Source organism: Noviherbaspirillum denitrificans (genome assembly GCF_002211445.1).
Lineage (GTDB): Bacteria > Pseudomonadota > Gammaproteobacteria > Burkholderiales > Burkholderiaceae_D > Noviherbaspirillum > Noviherbaspirillum denitrificans.
In genome coordinates, this window is sequence record NZ_LSTO01000002.1 from 69,575 (window position 1) to 72,901 (window position 3,327).

At 64.4% G+C, this 3,327-nt stretch carries 4 protein-coding genes and 1 pseudogene; 3 read left to right on the plus strand and 2 right to left on the minus strand.

Annotation, left to right across the window (positions count from 1 at the left end; all coding sequences use genetic code 11):
- Positions 1-258: pseudogene (locus AYR66_RS29750) on the minus strand (hypothetical protein); the annotation flags it as partial.
- A gap of 223 nt (positions 259-481) precedes the next feature.
- Between AYR66_RS29750 and AYR66_RS23845 the strand changes: the two are divergent.
- From AYR66_RS23845 to AYR66_RS23850, 3 genes are read left to right on the plus strand one after another with little or no spacing between them, the layout of a single operon-like run.
- Positions 482-1,702, plus strand: a complete 1,221-nt coding sequence (locus tag AYR66_RS23845) for an MFS transporter (RefSeq protein ID WP_088710069.1) — start codon at positions 482-484, stop codon at positions 1,700-1,702.
- Between the two features lies 1 nt (position 1,703).
- Positions 1,704-1,832, plus strand: a complete 129-nt coding sequence (locus AYR66_RS30485) for a hypothetical protein (protein WP_272938373.1) — start codon at positions 1,704-1,706, stop codon at positions 1,830-1,832.
- A complete protein-coding gene (locus tag AYR66_RS23850; RefSeq protein ID WP_088710070.1) occupies positions 1,823-3,007 on the plus strand; it encodes a pyridoxal phosphate-dependent aminotransferase in 1,185 nt (394 codons plus the stop codon). The genes AYR66_RS30485 and AYR66_RS23850 overlap by 10 nt, the downstream gene beginning before the upstream one ends.
- Here the strand turns inward: AYR66_RS23850 and AYR66_RS23855 are convergent.
- Positions 3,008-3,327: hypothetical protein (locus AYR66_RS23855; protein ID WP_206047309.1), on the minus strand; the 320-nt coding region annotated here is incomplete at its 5' end.

Here is a 3,327-nt window from a genome sequence, read left to right on the forward strand (position 1 = left end):
GCTCACCTCGCGCACGCGGGTGTCGAATGCGGACTGCACCGTCTGCGTCACGGAGCCGCGCGCATCGTCCCACAACGTGTAGGTCACGAGCAGCGAACCGATGAGCACGAGCGCCGTCAGCAGGTCGCGCGCGCGGATCAGTTCGGGCACCCTTCTGCCTTGCTCTTCGACCTGCTTCATGGAATGCTCCGCGGACGGCGGATGGGAGACCGCGGTATCCACTGCATCATCGCCTTCCGGCGGCGGTCTGCCGGTCATGCGGCGCAAAAGTCTCCGAAATCCTTGTCATTGATTATCAGGCCTCCTCAAAAGATTTAAGACAAGAAAGCGCGCCAAGGGTTTTTGATACGTCACAAATCTTGTTCCACCGCGTCTGGCTGCACGGCAATTCCGCCGGACTGGCATGGCGGGCAGGCCGGTCCACATGCTTTTTTGCTTTGCGCTACACTCGATTGTTCCCTCCCGTCATCCGAGATCCGCCATGCTGACCGCCACCCGCGCCCCGCAACTCAAGACCGTTCTCCTTGCCAGCGGCCTCGTGCTGACACTTGCCATGGGGGTACGCCACGGCTTCGGATTCTGGCTGCAGCCGATCTCGCAGGCGCATGGCTGGACGCGCGAAACCTATTCGCTGGCGATGGCCTTGCAGAACCTGTTGTGGGGTGCATTCGGCCCCTTCGCCGGCATGGCGGCCGACCGCTTCGGGACCGCGCGCGTGGTGATCGTGGGCGCGCTGCTCTATGTCGGCGGCTTGCTGTGGATGGCCACCGTGTCGGAGCCGACCGCATTCATCGTCGGCTCCGGCGTGCTGATCGGCGCGGCCCTGGCGTGCACCGCATTCGGCGCGGTCAGCGGCATCATCGGACGCACCGCACCGGAAGCGAAACGCTCCTGGGCCTTCGGCATTTCCGGTGCGGCAAGTTCCTTCGGCCAATTCCTGATGATGCCGGTGGAACAACAATTGATTTCCGCCAGCGGCTGGCAGAACGCCTTCTACATCCTCGCCGGATTGGTGGGGCTGGTGATGCTGCCGATGGCCTTCGGCCTGCGCGAGTTGCCGCACGAGAAGGCATCCGGCCCGCAGCAGAGCATGGGCGAAGCGATCCGCGAAGCGTTCGCCTACCGTCCCTTCCAGTTGCTGGTGGCGGGTTATTTCGTGTGCGGCTTCCAGCTGGTCTTTGTCGGCGTGCACATGCCCGCCTACCTCAAGGACAAGGGCATCACCGACCCGAACGTTGCGGTGACGGCGCTGGCGCTGATCGGTTTGTTCAACATCTTCGGTTCCTACTACGCCGGCAAGTTCGGCAGCTTCCTGCCCAAGCGCTACCTGCTGTCGGCGATCTACCTCGCCCGCGCGGTGGTGATCAGCCTGTTCCTGCTGGCGCCGCTGACGCCGTTGTCGATCTACCTGTTCGCCGCCGCCATCGGCCTGCTGTGGCTGTCGACGGTGCCGCTCACCAACGGCGTGATCGCCGGCATCTTCGGCGTGAAATACATGTCGATGCTGTCGGGCTTCGTGTTCTTTTCGCACCAGGTCGGCAGCTTCATGGGCGTATGGCTGGGCGGCTACCTGTTCACGCGTGACGGCAACTACAACACCGTATGGGGCATCATCATTGCGCTCGGCGTATTTGCCGCGCTGGTGAACCTGCCGATCAACGAAAAAGCCATCGTGCGCCGGCCGCAACCCGTGACAGCCTGACATGCGCGACGGACTGAAACGCTTCCTGCTCGGCATCGCCATCGCGGCGGTGCTGGCGGTGGTGTTCGTCGCTTACCTGCGCCCTTCCTTCATGTTCGACCTCGCCAACCGCATCCTCCTATGCTTCTGAATCCCGCTTCCCTGCCCGCTGCACGCGCGGCCGTGCAAGACCTCGGCGCATCGCGCATCCGTGAAGTCGCCAATGCCGGCATCGGCCTGCAAGACGTGCTGCCCTTCTGGTTCGGCGAGCCCGACCAGGAAACGCCCGCTTTCATCCGCGAAGCCGCCAAGCAATCGCTGGACGCGGGCGATACCTTCTACACGCACAACTTCGGCATCCCGCCGCTGCGCGAAGCGATCGCCGCCTACCTGTCCGCGCTGCATCGCCCGATCGCGTCGAGTCGGGTCGCGGTGACATCGTCGGGCGTGTCGGCGCTGATGCTGCTGGCGCAGCTCATCGTCAATCCCGGCGATCGTGTCGTTGCGGTCACGCCGCTGTGGCCCAACCTGGTCGAGATCCCGAAGATCCTCGGCGCGGAAGTGGTGAAGGTGCCGCTACAGTTCGGCCAGACCTGGGAACTCGACGTGCAGCAATTGCTGGACGCGCTCACACCCGGCACGAAGGCAGTGCTCATCAATTCGCCGAACAACCCGACCGGATGGGTGATCACGAAGGAGCAGCAGGAAATCATCCTCGCGCACTGCCGCAAGCATGGCATCTGGATCCTCGCGGACGATGTGTACGAACGCCTCGTGTACGACGGCGCGCCCGGACAACGCGCGTGCGCGCCGTCCTTCCTCGACCTCGCCGCGCCCGAAGACCGGCTGGTATCGGCCAACAGTTTTTCCAAGTCCTGGCTGATGACCGGTTGGCGCCTGGGCTGGGTGGTCGCCCCGGAACCGCTGATGGCCGACCTCGGCAAGCTGATCGAGTACAACACCTCGTGCGCCCCCGGCTTCGTGCAACGCGCGGGCGTGACCGCCATCGAACGCGGCGAAGAAATCATCGCGCACACCCTGTCGCGTTACCAGGCGGCGCGCGACTTTCTCTATGAGCGGCTGAATGCGCTGCCCGGCATCACGACGCCGAGGCCGAAGGGCGCGATGTACCTGTTCTTCCGTGTCGACGGCGCGCAGGACACGCTGGCGCTGTGCAAGCGGATGGTGGTGGAGGCAAAGCTGGGGCTGGCACCTGGCAATGCGTTCGGGCCGGAAGGCGAAGGGTATGTCCGCTGGTGCTTTGCGAGTTCGATCGAACGGCTGGATGAGGGGGTGAACCGGCTGGCGGCGTTTCTCTCCCGATAATTACCGGCTCTGCGCGGTCGCCGCCGCCCCGCCCTCGCCGGCCCCTCTCACGAATTCATAGGTATCGCTGTGCTGGTTCTGCCCGGTCCTGCCGTGGGTATTGATCACGACCTGGCCGGCTTCCATGCTGCCGTCGTAGCCCGCCGGTTCGCCGGCGGTAGTGAAGAAGAGCAGGCGGCTGCCCTGGATGCGGATGGTGCCGCGCTCGTTGTTCGGCTCCTCGCGGACGAACCATGGCCATACCTGGTCTGGCGTACCGGCAGAGCGCACCGTGATGAAGGTGCCATCGGGATAGAAGCGGAAGTATTTCCAGGACAGCC

Coding starts and splice junctions, on each gene's coding strand:
- AYR66_RS23850 (WP_088710070.1), top strand. CDS start 1,823: ATGCTTCTGAATCCCGCTTCCCTGCCCGCTGCACGCGCGGCCGTGCAA.
- AYR66_RS30485 (WP_272938373.1), top strand. CDS start 1,704: ATGCGCGACGGACTGAAACGCTTCCTGCTCGGCATCGCCATCGCGGCG.
- AYR66_RS23845 (WP_088710069.1), top strand. CDS start 482: ATGCTGACCGCCACCCGCGCCCCGCAACTCAAGACCGTTCTCCTTGCC.